At 68.3% G+C, this 17,726-nt stretch carries 16 protein-coding genes and 2 pseudogenes; 13 read left to right on the top strand and 5 right to left on the bottom strand.

The genetic code is table 11. The features are described from left to right. Nucleotides 1-115: 115 nt before the first annotated feature. Entirely contained in the window at nt 116-445 is a 330-nt protein-coding gene (locus ACWGJO_RS30340; RefSeq protein ID WP_452188595.1) for a hypothetical protein, read from the bottom strand. On the opposite strand from ACWGJO_RS30340, the gene ACWGJO_RS30335 reads away from it, so the two are divergent. From ACWGJO_RS30335 to ACWGJO_RS30320, 4 genes are all read left to right on the top strand, one after another. Continuing rightward, the gene (locus ACWGJO_RS30335) at nt 429-707 is read left to right on the top strand and encodes a hypothetical protein (RefSeq protein WP_452188593.1); all 279 of its coding nucleotides are present in this window, start codon (nt 429-431) and stop codon (nt 705-707) included. The genes ACWGJO_RS30340 and ACWGJO_RS30335 overlap by 17 nt on opposite strands. A 122-nt stretch (nt 708-829) precedes the next feature. Next, nucleotides 830-1,030 carry a hypothetical protein gene (locus ACWGJO_RS30330; RefSeq protein WP_452188591.1) on the top strand — a complete coding sequence of 67 codons (201 nt, stop codon included), beginning with the start codon at nt 830-832 and terminating at the stop codon, nt 1,028-1,030. A 334-nt stretch (nt 1,031-1,364) separates the two neighbouring features. Then, complete coding sequence (locus tag ACWGJO_RS30325; RefSeq protein WP_452188589.1) at nt 1,365-1,961, top strand: hypothetical protein; 597 nt, start codon at nt 1,365-1,367, stop codon at nt 1,959-1,961. Then, entirely contained in the window at nt 1,958-2,191 is a 234-nt protein-coding gene (locus tag ACWGJO_RS30320; protein WP_452188587.1) for a hypothetical protein, read from the top strand. The genes ACWGJO_RS30325 and ACWGJO_RS30320 overlap by 4 nt, the downstream gene beginning before the upstream one ends. Nucleotides 2,192-2,828: 637 nt before the next feature. On the opposite strand, the gene ACWGJO_RS30315 is transcribed toward ACWGJO_RS30320, so the two are convergent. Then, complete coding sequence (locus tag ACWGJO_RS30315) at nt 2,829-3,551, bottom strand: hypothetical protein (RefSeq protein WP_452188585.1); 723 nt, start codon at nt 3,549-3,551, stop codon at nt 2,829-2,831. A gap of 261 nt (nt 3,552-3,812) precedes the next feature. Between ACWGJO_RS30315 and ACWGJO_RS30310 the strand changes: the two genes are divergently transcribed. From ACWGJO_RS30310 to ACWGJO_RS30285, 6 genes are all read left to right on the top strand, one after another. After that, nucleotides 3,813-4,493, top strand: coding sequence for a hypothetical protein (locus ACWGJO_RS30310; protein WP_452188583.1), 681 nt, complete (start codon nt 3,813-3,815; stop codon nt 4,491-4,493). Nucleotides 4,494-4,588: 95 nt separating this feature from the next. Continuing rightward, entirely contained in the window at nt 4,589-6,004 is a 1,416-nt protein-coding gene (locus tag ACWGJO_RS30305) for a transcriptional regulator (protein ID WP_452188581.1), read from the top strand. Between the two features lie 5 nt (nt 6,005-6,009). Further along, nucleotides 6,010-7,854, top strand: a complete 1,845-nt coding sequence (locus ACWGJO_RS30300; RefSeq protein ID WP_452188620.1) for a DEAD/DEAH box helicase — start codon at nt 6,010-6,012, stop codon at nt 7,852-7,854. An 88-nt stretch (nt 7,855-7,942) separates the two neighbouring features. After that, complete coding sequence (locus ACWGJO_RS30295) at nt 7,943-8,815, top strand: HNH endonuclease (protein ID WP_452188580.1); 873 nt, start codon at nt 7,943-7,945, stop codon at nt 8,813-8,815. Between the two features lie 67 nt (nt 8,816-8,882). Next, nucleotides 8,883-9,833 (top strand): NaeI family type II restriction endonuclease, encoded by a 951-nt coding sequence (locus tag ACWGJO_RS30290; RefSeq protein ID WP_452188578.1) that lies wholly within the window; start codon nt 8,883-8,885, stop codon nt 9,831-9,833. After that, on the top strand, nt 9,773-10,351 hold the full coding sequence (locus ACWGJO_RS30285; protein ID WP_452188576.1) for a very short patch repair endonuclease: 579 nt from the start codon (nt 9,773-9,775) through the stop codon (nt 10,349-10,351). The genes ACWGJO_RS30290 and ACWGJO_RS30285 overlap by 61 nt, the downstream gene beginning before the upstream one ends. Before the next feature lie 27 nt (nt 10,352-10,378). On the opposite strand, the gene ACWGJO_RS30280 is transcribed toward ACWGJO_RS30285, so the two are convergent. From ACWGJO_RS30280 to ACWGJO_RS30270, 3 genes and pseudogenes are all read right to left on the bottom strand, one after another. Beyond that, a complete protein-coding gene (locus ACWGJO_RS30280) occupies nt 10,379-11,656 on the bottom strand; it encodes a DNA cytosine methyltransferase (protein WP_452188574.1) in 1,278 nt (425 codons plus the stop codon). Between the two features lie 490 nt (nt 11,657-12,146). Next, nucleotides 12,147-13,163, bottom strand: a complete 1,017-nt coding sequence (locus ACWGJO_RS30275; protein WP_452188573.1) for a DNA cytosine methyltransferase — start codon at nt 13,161-13,163, stop codon at nt 12,147-12,149. A 377-nt stretch (nt 13,164-13,540) separates the two neighbouring features. After that, nucleotides 13,541-14,404 (bottom strand): annotated as a pseudogene (locus tag ACWGJO_RS30270) (NgoMIV family type II restriction endonuclease). An 832-nt stretch (nt 14,405-15,236) separates the two neighbouring features. On the opposite strand from ACWGJO_RS30270, the gene ACWGJO_RS30265 reads away from it, so the two are divergent. The 3 genes and pseudogenes from ACWGJO_RS30265 to ACWGJO_RS30255 all read left to right on the top strand — a co-directional run bounded on the left by ACWGJO_RS30265 (nt 15,237) and on the right by ACWGJO_RS30255 (nt 17,243). Next, nucleotides 15,237-15,767 carry a hypothetical protein gene (locus ACWGJO_RS30265; protein WP_452188571.1) on the top strand — a complete coding sequence of 177 codons (531 nt, stop codon included), beginning with the start codon at nt 15,237-15,239 and terminating at the stop codon, nt 15,765-15,767. Nucleotides 15,768-15,917: 150 nt separating this feature from the next. Continuing rightward, nucleotides 15,918-16,196, top strand: a pseudogene (locus ACWGJO_RS30260) (hypothetical protein); the annotation flags it as partial. Nucleotides 16,197-16,235: 39 nt separating this feature from the next. Then, complete coding sequence (locus ACWGJO_RS30255; RefSeq protein WP_452188618.1) at nt 16,236-17,243, top strand: tyrosine-type recombinase/integrase; 1,008 nt, start codon at nt 16,236-16,238, stop codon at nt 17,241-17,243. Nucleotides 17,244-17,726 lie beyond the last annotated feature (483 nt).

The following is a 17,726-nucleotide window of genomic DNA, read 5'->3' as shown; positions in this document are numbered from 1 at the left end:
CTCCGCCGCCTGGCCTACGTGCCGACCGGCTGTGGCGTCCTGACCGTCGACGCGCAGGGCTGGCGCGTCACCGAACTCGGGCGGGAACTCTGTGCCTGACGACACATCTATCGCCTCACCCCTGGAGCTCACACACGAGGAGGAGGGCCATCGCGACTGCCAGGCGACCGAGTTGCTGCTGCTCAGTTACACCGTAGACCTGCAGTTGCTGGAGAAGTTCACGCTCAGCCCGGCCCCGGCCGCCGGAGCCCGCGTGACGGTCCTCGGGGACGCCGACCACCTGCTGCTCGACCCTCGCTCGGCGCGCCTGCCCGGCCGCGACTACCTCGCCGGGCCCGCTGCCGCCCCGGCCGCCTTCCACCCGAAGCTCTTTCGTCATCGTCGGGCCCGAGCGGGCGGCCGTGGCGATCGGGTCGGGCAACGCGACCGTGGCGAGCTGGCGCACCAACCACGAGCTATGGACGGTACTCCGCTCGACGACCCTGGGCACCCCCGCGCTCTACGCGGAGCTGGCCGCCTGGCTGCGCGAACTCCCGGACAGCGAGGTCGGGATGATGCCACCCCTCGCCACCGCCCTGCACCGCACGGCCGAGCTGCTGGACCAGCGCGTCGCGGCCGCCCTGGCGGTCGAGCCGCAGACCCGCTTCGTCTCCTCACTGCACCGGCCGATATCCAGCAGCTGCCCGAGGGTCCGGTGGCGGAGCTGACCGTCTAGGCGCCCTTCCAGGACCCCGGTGCCAAGGCACTGAAGAGGCTCGTCGCCCCCTGAAGCCGCGTCGGCTCACGGTCTGGCTATCAGGAGCACGACACCGAGCTGGACGGACCGGCCGTGGCCGCGCTCCTGCGGCAGCACGGTGGCGAGCTGCGCCGCGAGGCCCGCAAGAGTCCGTACGACGACCGGTACCGGCACGGCAAGCTGATCGAGTGGGCCGTCGACGGGCAGCGCTGGGCGCTCACCTGCAGTCCGAACCTCTCCGCCGCCGCCCTGCTGCGCTCGGTACCGGACGGGGCAACTGCGAGATCGGCGTGATCGCACCCACCGACCAGTCGCTCGCACCTCCCGGGGAGCCGGTCGCCCCGGAGACCGTCGAGCCCCTCGCCCCGCCACGGCGGGCCGCCGAGGATCCACCGCCCGTCCGCCTTCCCCGGCTCCTTGGCGCCGCCCGCGAGCAGGCCGGTGTGCGCGTCCGGCTAGCTCGGGCCGCCGAGCGGGACGTCGAGCTGCGGATCTCCAGTACGGCCGGCCGCCCGAGGAGTGGACAGCCCTGGGCGCCGTGCCGGCCGGGGCCGCGGAGCTCTGCTTCCCGGTGGACGCCGAACCGGGCAGCCGGGTAGGCATCCTGGGCAGCCCGGATCTCGTCCCGGTGAAAGATGTCGTGCAGACCGTCCAGCGGCCGGCGGCCGAGCAGCGCGAGCCCGGACCGCGCCAGCCCGAAGACCTCTTCCGTCACCACTCGCTGCTGGAGGAACTCGTCCGCAGCCTGCTCGACGCCCGGCCCGAACCCTCCCCCGGCGCCTCCCCGACCCGCTCGAGGGCACCGGCCGCTTCCGGCTCCGGGACGGGCGAACCGGGGCTGCCGGTGACCCTCTTCGCCCTCGGACGGCAGGCCGTCGACGGGCCCCCGGGCGGGGCGCCCGAGCAGTACGCGACCGAGTCAGACGCACCAGAGGCCGATCCGGTCGGGAGTTCCTGGTTCGAGGTCTTCACCCCCGAGGAGGAAGCCGGCTTGGAGGACGACACCGCCGAGACCGAGGAACAGCCCCCGGCCGACGGGCCGCCCGAGGACACCGAGGAATCCCTCCAAGCTCGCCGTCAGAAGATGGCCGAACGGCTACGACGGGCTCGGGCCGACCTGTCGCTCGTCCCAAGGCTGCTGCTGGTCCGGGTGCTGCTCGACTTCCTGGCCAGGACGCGTGGCCGACCAACGACCGGTCCTGGTACGCCCTGCTGGCCGACGTGACCGCCCCGCTGGACCGGCTCGACCCATACCGGCTCCCGCAGGAGGACGCCGAAGCGGCAGCGTCGCTGGCGGCATTGGTGCTGGCCGTACTGGAGTACCAGGCCGTCAGCGAGGCCGAGACCGGCCGATACAAGCGGCTGGCCTCGGCGCTGGCCGAGCTGCTCCTGGCCGCGACAGAGGAGCGGATCGGGGGTACGTCACACCGGAGCTGGCCGGGCACTTCGGCGTGATGGTGGAACCGGACCACATCCTGGAGCTCGCCAACCAACTTCTCCAGGACTCGGTGGCCAAGGCCGTCCGGAACTCGACAACCGGACGGACACCGCTGCACGACGGCACGCTCCCAACCTGCTGTCTGTCCGGGGAAGTTGGTCCAGCCCCAGCAGAGCCGCCCTGGGCGCCCTCGGCCGCACCGGGCTGGCGGGCCCGGTCGGTGCCTGGGCCTGCCACGACGACGGCCACTGGTCCTTCGTGGCCTGGCACAAGCCGGACCTGCTCGAGGTCACGTACCGCGGGCAGCTCGTCCGCTGGCGGCACTTCCAGCTCTCCCCGGCCACCTCACCCGCCGCACTGGCCCGCGATTCCGCCCGGCCGTCGGCCGACCGCCCAGGGCCCCTTGTCCCAGTTCACCGAGACCGGCCAGCGACTTCTCGACGTACTCGGCCTTCCCACCCCTTTCCCACCACCAGACACCCAGGCCCCGGAAGGCTAAAGCTTGTGACTGAGGTCAGTGGTTTGCTCCGTTCCGCCACCCACTCACGCGGCCGTTACGGGCCTGCGACGTGCAGCCGGGCCAAAACGGAGCCGGGTTCGCCCGGGACGCGGAGCATGGTGTGGCCCGGGGTAGCAGACCGGGACCAGGACGGTCTACGCCGCGTGTGCGCTGCAGCCGATCAGGGCCCGGGCGTCCGCGTGGCTGCCGACGTCCATCAGGTGGCCGACCACGTCGAGGACGAACCGGTCGGGCCGACTGCCGACCTTCCGCAGGAGAGCATCCGCGACCTCTGTGAGACCCCGGCTGCGGCACGTCTGAATCGCTGCGGCGGACTCCACCGCAGGCGCCTCGTCGCCGGCATAGTCCAGCATGCCGACGGCGTGCTCGTAGCGGCCGCTGTCCAGGTGCAGCACCAGTTCGTCGACCGGCCACTGCAGTCCGGCGGCGCGTTCGATGCGCCGGTCCCCCTCGGCGAGGGGGACCGGCGCATCGAACGGCGCGCCTGTGCCGCCCTCCAATGCGCCACGCATCTCATCAACGTCCTCCGCCGCCGGCCTGTTGACTGCGGCACTGATGTTGTCTGTGGCGAAAGCGGACTCGCATTCGTCGGAAACACGCTGCAGGAGTGCCCGCAGGTCATCCTCGGTCATCACTTCAACACCGCCCTTGCTCTTAGCAAGCCGGTGCAGTTTCAGAACTGTGTCCGTGTCGGGGAACAGGACCTTCCCCAACGCGAGCCGGTTGAGGACCGAGCGGGAACTGTGGATCTGGCCTGCGACCCCGCGCAGCGATCCGCCAGTAGCCCGCAGCATGGCCCGCACTGCCCCGGCGAGTTCGCGGCGCGCCGGAGGAACGGAGGACGGAAGAGCCTTCATCTGTCCGCGTGGAGGCAACGAAACTCCCTAGAGGTAGGGGTCGGCGAAGTGTCATCCCATCTTGGCAAACACCTACGACAGCTGAACGGTCATCGGTGCAGGAGGGACACTCCGGGACACCGGGGGAAGCGGGACACCGGGGGACAGCGAAGCCTTCCCCTGCCTCCGGGGCGTGCGCTTCGCTTGAAGAGCAGGCGGGACTGGCCCGCTGACAACCCACCAGGGTCGTCACTGCGCTGTGCACGAGAGGATCCGGAGAGCATGGTGGCAATTCCGTCCTGGACGGACGAGGGACTCGGCACTATGAAGCGCGTCGCGCTGTGGCTCGTGCAGGAGGTCGGAGTCGGCAGCGTGTTCACCAAGGAGCAGCTGCGGACCGCGTTCGAGGGGGTCAGCCAGGTCGACCGCCGCATGAGGGAGCTCCGCGTCCACGAGTGGCAGATCGATACCAACAGGGAGGACCCGGCCCTCGACCCCAGTGAGCACCGGTTCGTGTGTGAGGGTGTTCCGGTATGGCAGCCTGGCAAGGGAAGCCGCAAGGCGGCCGAGTCCGTGGGAGCGGTGCAGCGCCGCGCTGTGCTCCTGAATGACAACTACCTGTGCCGGACCTGCGGCATCGGCAACGGCGAGGCATACGCCGACGGCCACGGCGCCACCTCCCACCTGGACATCGCACGGCGCCAGGTCACCCTGCCCGGCGGCGGCACGGAGGTGCAGCTGGTCACCGAGTGCAACCGGTGCCGTGTCGGCGGGCGCGACGCCGGCGCCGACCTGGGCGCCTTCGCGGCGGCGGTGGCACAGCTGTCGACGTACGAGCGCAAGATGCTGTCGTCCTGGATGGAGCAGGACGCCCGCGGCTTCAACGAGGTCGAGAAGCTCTGGGGCGTCTACCGCACGCTGCCGGCGGCTGCGCGCGCCGAGGTCCGCGACATGCTCCTGTAGTCCGCTCCCCGGGGCGGCACCGGAACCACTGTGCCGCCCCTTTCCCGGTCCTGGCAGTATCTGCATCGCTTTCACACGCACAAAGGAGCACATCCGTGTTGATCGACTTCGGCCGGCCCCACGAAGCCGCCGGCAACCGCGAGCTCGTGGCGCACCGGCTGAAGGAGCTGCGCAACGGGAACGGCGTCCCGGAGACGCTGACCGTCGAGTGGCGCGGGAAGCCCGCCCATATCGAGGTCATCGACATGCCGGTCGAGGTCCTGCGCTACAACCCCGGCACACACCGCATCCGCGCCCAGCGCGCCTACGACCCGGCCCGGGACCGGGCGCTGACCGAGGACCCCTGGAGCCCGGAGAGCCAGGATTACCTCCACCACCTGCTGAAGGCGCTGCCGGCCGACCCCTCGAGGACCGACAAGGCCTTCGAGGACCTGACGGAGAGCCTGCGCGAGTACCAGCAGAACGAACCCGGGCTGATCACCCACGAGGGCATCCTCGTGAACGGCAACACCCGCCGCGCTGCCCTCAAGGAGCTCGGGCGGACCAGCATGCGGGTCGGCGTTCTGCCGGAGAGCTGCGAGTGGAGCGACATCCATGCTGTTGAGCTCTCCCTCCAGCTGCGCCCGGACACCCGGCGGGACTACTCCTACATCAACCACCTGCTAGCCCTGGAGGAGCAGGTGGCGCTCGGCAAGCCGCTGCCGGAGATCGCCCGGAACTTCCACACCACGACGCCGGCCTGCGACCGCGACCTGTGGATCCTGGCCCAGCTCCGGGACCTCATCAGCCGTAGCGCCACCGGAACCTCCTCGCTGCGGCTCATGGACTTCGAAGAAGCCAAGGAGCGGTTCTTCGAGCTCTACCGCGCCTACAACACCGAGTCCGCGCGCAACCGGGAGCGTGGCGACCTGCTGAAGGAGGGCCGGCTCGCGGCCATCGTGCTGGAGTTCGCCAAGACGGACGTCCGGTTCATCCAGCCCGACTTCCAGGAGCGCTTCCTGGACCAGCGGCTGCCCGCAGACCTCAGGCCCGCCCCTGCCCACGCGGCCCCGGCGGTGGCCATCCCCGGTCTTGGCCGCACGGTCCAGGCCGCCGGCGCGAGCGTCGCCGCGGCCAAGGCGCTCACCGACTCCCTCCTGCAGGCCAAGGCCGTCAAGGCGGCCGGCGCGGCCGCAACCACCGAGGAGCAGACGGCGGCAGCCGAGGTCCTTGACCGCACCCGGGACGTCTTCAACGAGGCGCTGGAGTTCGCCGGCAAGGACTTCCGGCTCCGGAAGAAGCGCCTCGCCGCCCCCGACCGCGTCGCCGATGCCTGCAAGGACCTGGAGCAGTGCGTCACCGACCTCGTCCTCGCCCGCGGCAACGGGAGCCTGGACGAAGGGGCGTTCGACGATGCCCTGCTGCAGCTGCGCGCCATCATGGGGCGTGTTGCCGTCGAGGCCGGCAAGAGCATGCCGCTCCCCGGCGATGGCCTGGCCTGGCTCAATGCTGCTGTAGGGAAGCAGCAGTGACGGATATCCAGACGGAACCGTCGCTGCGGATCGCGTTCGACGTGTCGCGGACCCGCGTTGTCCTGCGCACGACGCCCGGGCACGAGCAGGACTTCGCGGACCTCGCCGCGCGCATCGCCCCCGGCGGCCAGCGCGGGCCACTGGTAGGCGAGTTCGACCTCGACGACTTCCTCGACCGCATCATCGAGCTCGGCTCCTGGCGCCACGACGGCGTCGAGTGGGAGGAGGCGCTGGTCCAGCTCGTCACCGGTGTCCTCGACGACGCCGAGCGGGCCGAGCAGACCCTCCGCAGCGGCGCGGGCGCCAGCCAGAGCGCAGTCGCGCCGGGCGACGTGCCGGGTCTCCTGGGCGACGGCTGGACCGGAGACCTCACCCCCTTCCAGCTCCGCGATGCAGCCCAGCTGCTGTCACTCGGGCACGGCGCGAACTTCAGCGTCCCCGGAGCCGGCAAGACCCGCGTCTCACTCGCCGTCTACGCCGCTATGCGTGAACAGGGCCTGGCCAAGCGGCTCCTGGTCGTCGGACCCAAGTCCGCTTACGAGGCATGGCAGACCGAGAGCCAGATCTGCTTCCGCACACCGCCGCGCATCGCCGTCATGGGCCGCACCCCCGACTACGGCGCCGAAGTGCTGTTGGTCAACTACGAGCGCCTGTCCCGGGCTGTACCCAGGCTCGCGTCCTGGCTGGGCACGGCGCCGTCGATGCTGGTGCTCGACGAGGCCCACCGTATGAAGCTCGGTGCCAACGGGACATACGGCTCTGCCTGCCTCGCGCTCGGGCCCACCGCGACCCGGCGGCTCATCCTCACCGGTACTCCGGCCCCCAACGGGGCCCGGGACCTGGAGAACCTGCTGTCGTTCGTCTGGCCCGGCCGCGGCAAGCGCGTCGTCTCCGACGCTGTACGCGGCGGAGACCTCGCCTACGCCAGCACGGTGCTGCGGCCGCTGTTCACCCGCACCACCAAGCGCGAGCTTGGCTTGCCCCCGTTCGAACCAAAGGTCCGGTACGTCAGCCTCCCGCCGATCCACCGGGAGGTGTACGAGGCGCTCAAGGGCAACTTCTCCCCACGGGCCGAGGCGTCCCGCAACGACATCGAAGCCCTCGGGCGGGCAGCACTGCGCCTGCTCATGGCCGCAACCAGCCCGGCGCTCCTAGTCGAGGGCAGCAGCCCGTACGAGCCGCTCGCCTACCGGGTGCCGGCGCTGGAGGCCGCCCCCGGCGAGTCCCTCCATGCGCTTCTGCGTGACCTGCCCAGTTACGAGCTCTCCCCCAAATTCCAGGAGGCCGTCCGGATCGTCGCCGCGAACGCGGCAGCGGGCCGCAAGACGATCGTGTGGACCACCTTCGTACGCAACATCACCACCCTGGCCAAGCTCCTCTCCCCCTACTCCCCAGCCGTCGTCCACGGCGGCACGGCCGACCGGGACGAGGAGATCCGGCGGTTCCGCGAGGATCCCGACTGCATGGTGCTGCTCTCCAACCCGGCTACCCTGGGCGAGGGCATCAGCCTGCACCAGGTCTGCCACGACGCGGTCTACGTCGACCGCGACTTCATGGCTGGCCGGTTCCTGCAGAGCCTCGACCGCATCCACCGCTTGGGCCTGGCCCCCGGAACGGAGACGAGAGTTACCGTCCTTGTCGCGGAAGGCACCATCGACGAGGTAGTCCAGCTTCGTCTTGAGGCAAAGCTGCAATTCATGGGCAGCATCCTGGACGACCCGGAGGTGCGCCAGCTCGCAGATCTCGTCGAAGAGCCCGTCGGCAGCGCCGGCCTGGACATGGCGGACATCCGGGAGCTCCTGCGCCACCTCGAGCCCCCGGCCTTGCTCGACGGGCAACCACGGGGGTGAGGCCCGGGACCCGCGGCCGTCGCGGGCCTAGGGTGCCGTACGGATGGAAAGGAGCCCTCGAATCCGCCGTGTTCAGCGGGAGGAAGAAATGACACACGCAGAAGTGGACAGCGAGCGCCCGCTGCCCGACCCCACTGATCCGTCCCTCGACGATCTCTTCAGCAGCCAGGAGACCGCAGAAGCCTGTCGGTTCCTCCTCATGCGGCAGGACAGCCCTCCGACAATGGCGGAGTGGCTGGCTCGATCGCAGCAGGTTTTCGGCAAGTCAAACGTGCACAGTCAACGTCGGCTGCGCGAGGTCCGGAGCCACTTCGTGGTGCAGAGCCGGCGCCGCACCAGTGACGGAAAGTGGATCTACCAGCTACTCGGCTGGAAGAAGGCGGCTTCCGCGTCCGTGAAGATCTCGCCCCGGCTGCAGGCGGAGGTCTTCAGCAAGAAGGGCCGCTTCTGCCAGATGTGCGGGCGCGGCCCCCAGAACGGTATCCGGTTGCAGATCGACCACATCGTGCCCGAGTCGTGGGGCGGCAAGACGGTGTACTCGAACCTGGAGCCGCTGTGCGAGGAGCACAACCACGGGAAGCAGGCATTCTTCGCCTCGCTCGACGCGTTCGGCCCGGCTATTGGGCGAGCGCTCCCCCGCCCGAATCCATGGGAGCGCATCGGCGAACTGCTCCTCGCCTTCCAGGAGATGAGGAAGCCGACGCCGGTCGAGCTCATCGAACTAGTCGCACAGGACACCCACAAGGGCGACCCGAAGAAGCGGCTGCGCGAAATCCGTTTCGTCCTCGGCTGGGACATCGTCGCGCACCGCAGGAAGACGGACGGCGTCACTGAGGTGACCTACGAACTGATCAGCTCCCAGCCATGGCCTGCGGAGGGTGCGGCCGCCGCGATTGCCGACTACGAGCGAAGGCGCAAGGAGCGCAAAGCCGCTGAGCGCGCCGCACCCGAGTCCGACTGACCCGGCCCACGCACCGGAGACAAACTCCCGGGATCCCTACATCTTCCGTTCAAAGAATTGAGTTGATATGACGTCAGCCGATACCTTATTCCCCGTTTCCTCCGTCGCGCCCCCCGATCCGGAACTGGCCCGCGTCCATGCCAGAATCCTGGCGGCGGACCCGTGCGGCGAGATCTTCGCTGCAGCCCTGCGCCGTACCTTCGACATGCTGCTCGACGGACAGCACACGGGCCGTTTTCGCTGGGAGGAGCTCCACAAGACCGAGAAGACGCATGCCGGCACCCTCGTGGAGATCAGCCTCCAGCGCGCCTTCAACTTTGCTGACGGCAACAAGATGGACTACTCGATCGACGGCATCGATGTGGACTGCAAGTACTCCCAGGACCTGGGCCGCTGGATGATCCCTCCTGAGGCGATGGGGCATCTGTGTCTTGGGGTGTGGGCCAGTGATGACGCTGGGCTCTGGTCAGCGGGGCTGTTCCGGGTCACCGAGGAGCTGCTTACCAGGAAGGAAGGAAACCGGGACGGCAAGCGGTCTCTCACCGCCGCTGCCCGGAAGACCGCCGTTCACTGGCTCTTCGAGGATGCGCCGCTCCCCGAGAACATCCTGCTGCGCTTGCCTGAGAAGGACATCGCCGCGATCTTCGCGTCACGGTACGGCACCCAGCGGGTACATGAGCTGTTCCGGCGCACGCAGGGCCGTGTCGTCTCCCGCGGCGTGGTCGCCACGGTCGCACAGCAGGACGACTTCATGAAGCGCGTCAGGTACAACGGTGGCTCCCGCTCGGCGCTCCGGCCGGAGGGAATCGTGATTCTCGGGCAGTACGGGAATCACCAGGTGGTAGCCCAGGGCCTCGGCCTGCCGCTGCCAGGTGCTGGTGAGTCCGTGAGCGTCCGCCTGGCACCCTGGACTCTGGAGCATGTGGACGCACGGTGGGTGGAACTGGAGGGCATCAGGTGGGTGGTAGCGCGGGAAAGCGACCCGGTCGTCGAGGCACCGCTGCTGCCGGAGCGGTAGGCGCGGATGCTGCCGCATGGGTTGCCCCGGCAGGATCATGGGCCTCTTCAGCTGCCAGGCGCCGCAACATGCAGGCGATCAGGAGCCGGGACACGTCCCCCGAGCTCGCGCTGCGCTCCCTTGTCCACGCTGAGGGGCTTCGGTACCGGGTGGCGGCAAAGCCGCTGCCCGGTATGCGGCGGACGGCTGATCTCCTGTTCCGTCCCACACGGGTGGCCGTCTTCGTCGACGGGTGCTTCTGGCACGGGTGCCCGGAGCACTTCGTTCCGCCGAAGACCAATCCCTCGTATTGGGAGTCGAAGATCAGCGGAAACGTCACCCGTGACCGGGATACCGACGAACGCCTCGCTGACGAAGGGTGGCTCGTGCTGCGGTTCTGGGCGCACCAGTCGCCTGAGGAATGCGCGGACACAGTGGTAGCCGCCGTAGTAGCGCGGCGGGGGGAGCTCGCCGAGCGAAAGCGGCGACGTCTGGAGGGCAAGCAGGGGTGTCCAGGCGCAGGACCGCCCGCAGGCTGACGCCTGCGGGCGGCAGGTCGATCAGACTCAGCTGATCTTGGCCTTGTTCGCCTTGAAGAGTTCGTGCCGGTCGTGGTCTTCCTGCCCGACGAAGGCCTTGAAGTCGCGGAGCAGATAAGCCATGGCGCCGTCCTGGCCGGCCTCGGTCTCTTTGATGTGGAAGTCTCGGCCGAGGTGGGAGAGGCGTCGCTCGACGTCGTGCATGCCCATGACGACACCGGTCTTGTCCAGTGCGGCGACAATCTGCTCTGCGGTCATGGCTTCGCTCTTACCGCGGAGCAGCCGGTAAACCGGGTCGTGAGTGGTCTCGACCCGCTCGCGGGGCTGGCCTTCCTTCCGGAGCGCCCTTGCGATGGAGAGCCCGACAGCCTTGGCGACCGGCGGCGGGAAGGCATTGCCGATCTGGCGGTATCCGGTGGTCTTCCCTCCGGAGAACTCCCAGTCGTCGCTGAAGCCCTGGATCCGCGCGGCCATGCGGCTGGTCAGCTTGGGGCCGCCCCTGACTTCGCCCTTCTTGCTCACTGCCGGCTTGAAGTCCGGCTTCGGCGCCTCGTTGGCAATGCCCCAGGCGTTGACGCCCATAGCCTCCCAGGCCGCCTTGGCTCGGGAGGGACCGAGGTCTGCCCCTCCGTGCTTCTTGGAGCCGCCAACGATCGTGGGCGCGATGCCGTCGGCCTTGGCGGCCCATGCCTCGACGCCGCCCCAGCCGTTGGCTGCCATGAGGTCTTTTAGTGTCTCGCCGACGGTGGGCGCAGGGCCGGGGACAGGCTCGGGCCAGTGGAAGTACTCTGCGTATTCGTCCTGGAGTGCCACCAGCACGAACCTCGGCCGGAGCTGTGGCACCCCGAACTGGGATGCCTGGAGGAGCCTCCACTCGCCCACGTAGCCGAAGTCGCGGAGCGTGTCCAGGACGTGCTGCCGGTAGGCCGAGAAGCGGTTGGCACTGAGTCCTCGCACGTTTTCCAGCATGAGCGCCTTGGGCTTGATGCGGCCTGCCAGCTGGACTGCCCAGGCAAACAGGTCACGCTCGTCGGTGGCACCGAGCTGCTTGCCCGCGATGGTGAACGGCGGGCAGGGGACACCTCCTGCCAGCAGCGAGACCCCTTCGTACTCCTCGGGGTTCCAGACCGACTCGTCCGCGACATCACCCTCCGCGACCTTCCACGCCGGCCGGTTCAGCCTGAGGGTGTCGCAGGCGTTCGGGTCGAGCTCGACTGCGAGCCGGTGTTCGAATCCTGCCCCTTCGAGGCCGAGGGCCTGCCCCCCTGCTCCTGCGCAGATCTCGACAACCTCAAGGGCAGACATTCTTCCTCCGTACGACACACGTCGAGCCTGCGGGATGGGAGGCGCCAGGCATCGAGCTGAAAATAGTCATGATATCGAACAAACTAGCTACCTCCCTTCGGGCGCACCTTGCCGCTCCATCTCCCCGCCCAAGCCTCACCTACAGGGCACGCCGGGGACAAACGATCTCTGTGGAGCGGCCAGCGTAGTCGCGAGCTCTGACATGCCGACCGATGTGACCCGAGTCCTGCCCGCCCCTGCACAACGCGCCGATGTGAACGAGGACACGCATACCGTCCTCCTCGCACTGACCCGGACCGCTGGAGACTAGCGGCGATAAGGCCGAGCGCTGACCTGATGCGCGGAGGCCTGGAGCCGCTCCCTGCGGGGGCCTGGGCCTACTCGCAAAGCCTGGGCCCGCCGCCTACGCCCCTTGCCGCAACGACATACACGATGTCCCGATCCCGGCTTTCCGCGGACTCAAGCATTCCGGTCTATGCGGACCGCCACATCAGGCTGCCGTTACTACTGGCACGGTCCGTGGCTGGGGCAGGCCGAATGCCGCCGCAGCCACGTGTGCGGCCAGCAGTGGCGGCACGGCGTTGCCGACCTGCTCATACTGCTTCGTCTGTGTTCCCTGCCACGGGTAGTCCCCGGGGAAGGACTGCAGCAGGCCCGCCTCGTGGACCGTGATGCGCGCTGTGTCGGAGGCGGCGCTGCGGCTCTTCCAGCATCCGCGGCCACGGGACTCGGCAAGAGCACGGCGGGCCTGAGTTGGGAAGGGCTCGGCACCGCCGGTCTTGCCGCCGCCGGCGGTGACGGTGGGCGCGGGCCGGTCGGTGGCGCCCCAGCCGATGCCCTCCGCCATGGAGACCCAACAGGCCCGGGACTCCCCGAAGAGGTTGCCCTCTTCGCCGTACTCGGTGTGCGTGGGCTCGGGAGGCTGGGCGGTGCGCAGGCGTGAGGCGATGAGGATCGCGCGGCGTCGGCTCTGTGGAACGCCGAAGTCTGCGGCGTTCAGGTTGCCGCACCAGGTGCTGTAGCCCCAGCCCCGGAGCACCTCGGCGTAGTGGCGGAACAGCGGGAGCGCATCGGGGACCTCTTCCATGACAGCGTCCTCTGGCCGCAGGGCGTAGAGGTAGCGCATCGGCTCGGCAGCGAGCAGGGAGCGGGGGTCCTGGCACGCGGCCAGGAGCTGCGGCCGGGTGTCCCGGTCTCTGGCGAGGTCATCGATCGCCTGGTGGACCAGGGGCTGGTCCCGGAGCCCAAGCTGCTTGCCCGCCCGGGACCAGGCCTGACACGGCGGAGACGCGATGAAGCGGCGGATACGGCCGACCATAGGCGCCGTGGCGATCTGGGCGACGTCCGCACGAACAGTCGGATGCCCGGCGGCAGCCCGCGTCCGGCAGGCCGCAGCGTCCCACTCGATCCCGATGTCAGTGATCCCGTGGTGACCGCGCAAGCCCTCAGACCAACCGCCGGGCCCGGCGAACAGGTCCAGGGTGTCAGGGGCGACGGGGGCAGGCATCAGGCCTCCGGGACAGATTGGAACAGTGAACGTGGCTGGGCCAGGTATGGCGAACTGCGCCCTGCCCGACTGACGCAGACAGCAGCCGACCCGCCCACACGACCATACAGGCGCAGACCGCCGAACCCGCTGCCGAGACGGGCACTGCGCCGTGAGGGCCCTGCAGCGGCAGCTCCGATGGAATCCAGCTGCCGCGGTCAGATCGAGCCCGACACGAGGCGATGCGATATCACCGAGCCGTCCGCAGCGGCAGATGCCCGGCTAATCGGGGCACAACAGCAAAAACCCCTCTCGGCACCCGCAGCCCATTGCCCGACGAATATGCAAACTCCACCTTTCAAGTTCATAGCGGTGCGCCCGAATTTTCCACAGCGCAGCTAGACCGCCAGGTCCAGCGGAAGGTCACTGATGTCACGGAGGCGTTTCCCTGCGATCAAAGTGTGCAGCATTGCGCCCGCCTCGTCGTTGCAAGTTTTCTCTACTGCCCGGATCAGTTCTGGGAGGGCAAAATGGTACACCGTATCGATGTCGCCAGTTCCCAGGGCGAGAGATGCGAGCCTGACGGGTGACGGTTCCCCTGTGACGACCGCGATATGCGGCGTGCGTCCCTTGCGGTTCCGGATAACGTTCAACGCCTCTGAGCGCGCATTCTGGGCGCGATCGCTACGCAGAGTCCACTTGCACGATACTATCGCGTGGACGATGGAACGCTCCTGGTTGGCGCTCCTAATGACAGCATACTGGCCAGATTCCCCGTCTACGAGTTCGCGCTCCCGGTTGATCGTCGCATCCGACTCAGGCTTCCGCAGCACCAGAATATCTGGACTAATCTCATAAGAGTTTCCCAGAACTGAGGCTAGATTCCGGTCTTGCTCAATAGCAGTCGCAAGAGCAGCCAGGTGAGCAAACGGCTCATATTTCGAGATCTGGTATTCGGCGCGCGATCCTCCGACATTCTCGATAATCCAGCCACCCGGGCGGAGGGACTGGAACATCGGGACGGTCTCCACAAGGAAGGCTTCCACTGCCTCTTCGAATTGCCTGCCGGCTCACTGACCCTTGAGTTTCTCCTGAATAATCTCGGCACCAAGGTCCCGTGCAATATTGAACGCGATAGCCCTACTAGTATTTTGACTTCCGTCAGCATTCGAAGCCACGCCATCACGCGACAGAGACAGGGTGTTCCTGTCGACGAGATGCTTGTGAAAGTTCACCCTTGCTTCGGTAAGTATCGCCGCCATGCGAGACCCGCCTAGATTGTCCGGTTTGCTTGAGATCATCGCTTTTGCGAAGAGATGGGCATGCAGTGCATGCAGCGCGCGAAGGCAGCCACTCGCCTCCATAGGCATCCCGATGAGTATCGCCGGCCGACGTCATCTGAAGGTCTCAATGGGTTCCACCGGCAGCCACCCGTACAGGTTTGCTGTCAGCCCCCCAGACAGCCGCTACCGCACCCCTGCGCGGGCACATGGGGGAGGGAGGATCAACGGTTGCGTACCGGACGGTCATGCGAGTGGACCTGGCGCACCGGGTCCAGGACGGAACGCCCTGCCCTGTCGGCAACGCCTGCAATGAGGGCCGCGGACAGTGGACCAGAAGGGGCCCGATCGGTGATCTCGTGATCATCCGGGCTTCAGCAGCGCTCGAGCCCGGATGAAGCAAGGGTAATTCGTGTGGAGAACTGGGTTGAGATCCGCCGGTTGTGCCGGAACGAGGGCCTGTCAACCCGGGCGGTAGCCCGTGAGCCGGGAATCCCCCGGGGGACCGTTCTGCGGGCTCTGGCCTCGGACAGCCGCCGAAGTACGGCGGGTACCGAAGGGGCTCAGTAGTGGACGCGGTCGGGTCGGCAGTCCCCACCGACCCGTTCTCAGCCTCACCACGGAGCACTCCCTGCTCCGTGCGCCCTGAGATCCCCCAATGCGCCCTTGATCCACCGTGCCGATCAGCGGACTGTCAGACCCTGAGGTTGGTCATAGGACGATCGATCGGGGGATTCTCATGTCGGAAGCAAACTCCGCCAGTCCGTGAGCACGCACGGTCTTCGGCCCCCTCGCCGCCGAGGTCACAGCAATCGTGCCTGCATGCCTTGTCCGGGCCCACGAACGTGCCCAAGGCGGCCACGAAGGCGTTCACACGCAAACGCTCGAAGCGTACGGACACGGGCTGTATGCCGCACAGTACGAGGAACTATCGGCCGGCATCTCTCAGCTTCCCGGCGTTGAGCTGGTGCGCCTCCAGGCGCGTACCGTCGCCCTGGTCGCCGGCCATGTCGTCTACCCGTACCGGTACGCGAAGAAGGACGTGCCCGTGACTGCCGCCAGACTCCGCAGCGCGTCAGGGCTTCGCGCCGGCCTCCTCCGCAGGCACGGTCCCGACCCGCGTCAGGGAGAGCTGGACCTCGGCATCGACCTGCCGGACGAGGACGAGCCCCATGCCGATCTCGCGCGCCTCTCACCGGACACCCAGCTCGTCCTCGTCGCCTACGCCTGCTCCCTGGCCCACGGCGTGGTCCGCCTCGAATGGGGATCCGCAGAGCTCCACCGCGAAGACCGATCACTGATCTGGCACCACCACGAGCCCTTGCCCATCCCGCGACAGCGCTGACGTACGGCCTCCCAGCAGGTTACTGCTGGGAGGCCGGCCTCATCGCAAGTCGGTCTGGTGACGCTCACTTTCCGCACCGCCAAGGGGCACGCCCTGTTCACGGCAGCGCACGGTGGCGGGTGATGGCGGAGTGATGGCAGCTCAAACGCCATGCTCCGCCAGCTCGCCTTCTCTAAACGCTGGCAGTCATCGTGGGGTCCGGCTCTCCTGACAGGAGGTAACCATATGGCTGTCCACCCTGACCGTGGTCGGATCTACCGGCGCTGCGGCTGCCGCGACGCCAGCGGAAGACAGTTCGGTGCGCGCTGCCCAAGCCTCAACCGCTCAACGCGCCATGGCTCCTGGGCCTACGCCTTCGACGTGCCCTCGACCGGCGGGCGCCGTCGGCAGCGGTGCCGCAGCGGCTTCCGTACCCGCAGGGCCGCACGCGAGGCGTTGGAGCGCGCTCTCGAGTGCGAGGGCACCGGATTGGATCTCGACGACGACCTGACGGTGGCCGGGTATCTGACCGGCTGGCTGCGGACCAAGGAGGACGTGCTCAAGCCCACCACCTACACCCGCTACCGCGACCACGTGCACAACGACCTCATCCCGGCATTCGGCCGACTCAAGCTGTCCGACCTACGCGAACGGCACATCACCGCCTGGAACGAAGCCGAACTGGCCCACGGCCGGGGACGCACCAGCGTCTACCGGGCCGGCGCCACCCTCTCCAGTGCCCTGAATACCGCGGTCCGCACCCGGCGGCTGGCCGACAACCCGGCGCGCTACGCCGTCATGCCCCGCCCCGCCGCTCCCGAGCGGGTCTGCTGGACACCATCGCAGGCTGCGGCTTTCCTGCGGCACAACCACGACGCTTACGGCGACCAGCTGGCGGATGCCTTCGAGGTGCTTCTGGGTACCGGGCTTCGCCGCGGGGAGCTCCTGGGCCTGCACTGGCCCGAGGTGCACCTGACCGAGCAGGTGCTGCTGGTGCGGTGGAACCTCACCGCCGTCGACAACAACCACCTTCACCTCGGGCATCCCAAGACCAAGGCGAGCCGGAACTGGGTCAGCTTGTCTGCTCGGGTCGTCGCCGCGCTGGAGCGGCGTGCTGCGGCCGCGCGGGCAAGTCTGCCGGAGGGTGCCCCGCTCGAAGGGCTCGTGTTCTGCCAGCCGGACGGCGCACCGCTACGCCCGCAACAGCTCCTGGTCACGCTTCGGCGCAGGTCGGCGGAGATCGGTCTCCCCCGGATCGGCGTGCACGATCTGCGGCACACCGCCGCCAGCATCATGATCAGCTCGAAGGTCCCGCTGGCCGTCGTGTCGAAGACGCTGCGGCACTCGACGCTGTCGACCACGGTCAACATCTACGGGCACCTGCTCCCGCACGCCGCCCGTGATGCGGTCACCGCGCTGTGCCAGGCGCTGGACGACGCCTCGCCGCCATCGGCCATCCCCGGCAATGGAGCATCAGCCATTTCGGACGCCGCATAGCTGACCGGGCGTCGCCGTAACCGCGGCCCCTGCCATCACGTCGCCATCACCGTTAACCCGAACGAGAACAGCGGGCCTGTCATTTCTGACAGACCCGCTGCTCACATACGTCGGGACGACAGGATTTGAACCTGCGACCCCTTGACCCCCAGCATCGCTGCACGTCAGCCGGTAGACAGCCCGCGCTGTTCGTTCGCCGAAGGACGACTCAGAGGCGGTGGTGACCGACGCGTGGTCCCTGACAAGTCCCCGAATCTCACCTCCTTCAACCCGCCGATTCCGCCGCGATGACTCATCCCATGCCTCAAGCCCTTGACGCCCCCGTTGTCGCGGCTAGGGGCTACTCCAATGAGCCTTCGCCATCTTCGAACGTGCTGGTCGGAGGGGATGGCGTGACGGTTCTCCGGGGTGCTCGTGCTGGTCGTGGGCGAGAGTCTTCTGTCTTGATCGTCCGTCAGCGGTTGATCTCGAGATTGGTCAGCA

It is taken from the genome of Kitasatospora sp. NPDC054795, from assembly GCF_053611565.1.
Note: the sequence above shows the minus strand (reverse complement) of the source record. Positions and strands in the feature narration are given on the sequence as shown.